The organism is Streptomyces glaucescens (assembly GCF_002154375.1).
GTDB classification, from domain to species: Bacteria; Actinomycetota; Actinomycetes; order Streptomycetales; family Streptomycetaceae; genus Streptomyces; species Streptomyces glaucescens.
This window is the reverse complement of the sequence record NZ_MUND01000831.1, coordinates 1-805: the sequence shown is the minus strand read 5'-3', so window position 1 is coordinate 805 and position 805 is coordinate 1. Positions and strand designations below refer to the sequence as shown.

The window sequence follows — 805 nt, the reverse complement described above, 5'->3', positions numbered from 1 at the left end:
CCGTCCTCCAGGCGGTGGGCGGTGGCTGCGAAGCGGGTGTCCTGGTCGAGGTGCGGGTTGGCGAACCGCCGCGCCAGATGGGCCTGGTTCTCGCGCAGGACGTTGACGGCCAGGACCCCGGTGGTGCGGATGCGGGCCAGTGTGCGGCTGTGGTTGGCCGCGCAGGCCAGGATCATCGGCGGGTCCAGGGACAGGGAGCACACGGCGCTCGCTGTCATGCCCGCCGGAGCGGTCCCGTCGGTCTCGCTCGTGGTCAGCACGGTGACGCCGGAGGGCAGGTTCGCGAGGACGTCCTTGAACCCCCGCTCCGTCACCGGCGCCATGGCCTGGTGAGGGAGCGCGGCGGCGGTACCGAGGGCGCCGGTCACGGCGTGTCCGTTCCCGCCGCGGTGCCGACGGGTTCCGCCTCCGGTGTGGTGAGGGTGATGTGCTCACCGAGCAGGCCGCGCAGGATGAGGCCGATGGCCTCGACGAGGGCCTGGCGGGCGATCGGGTCGATGATGGCGGCGAGGCTGGGCATGCCGAGATCGAAGCGGGCGGTGAACCGCACGCTGACCGCGTCGTCGTGGCCGTGCACGGTCCAGGCGCCGTCGAACCGGTCGAAGTCGCCGTCGGTCTGGGTGAACTCGATGGACAGGTTGGCGGCGTCGATGCGGTCACGTTCGGACCAGCACAGGATGCCGTTGCGGAAGTTCACCGACCAGTCCGAGTCCAGAGTGTCGCCGCCGGTGTCGGTGACGGTCACCTCACGGACGGCGTCGGTGTACTTCGGGTAGGCGGCGAAGTCCCGCAGCCGCTCGAAGAC

2 protein-coding genes are annotated in these 805 nt (G+C 71.2%); both read right to left on the bottom strand.

All coding sequences use genetic code 11. The features are described from left to right. Positions 1-368: flavin reductase family protein (locus tag CCN42_RS37935; RefSeq protein ID WP_143662174.1), on the bottom strand; the 368-nt coding region annotated here is incomplete at its 3' end. After that, a partial coding sequence (locus CCN42_RS37930) for a type II toxin-antitoxin system RatA family toxin (RefSeq protein ID WP_107427717.1) occupies positions 365-805 on the bottom strand: 441 nt, incomplete at its 5' end. The genes CCN42_RS37935 and CCN42_RS37930, both read right to left, overlap by 4 nt.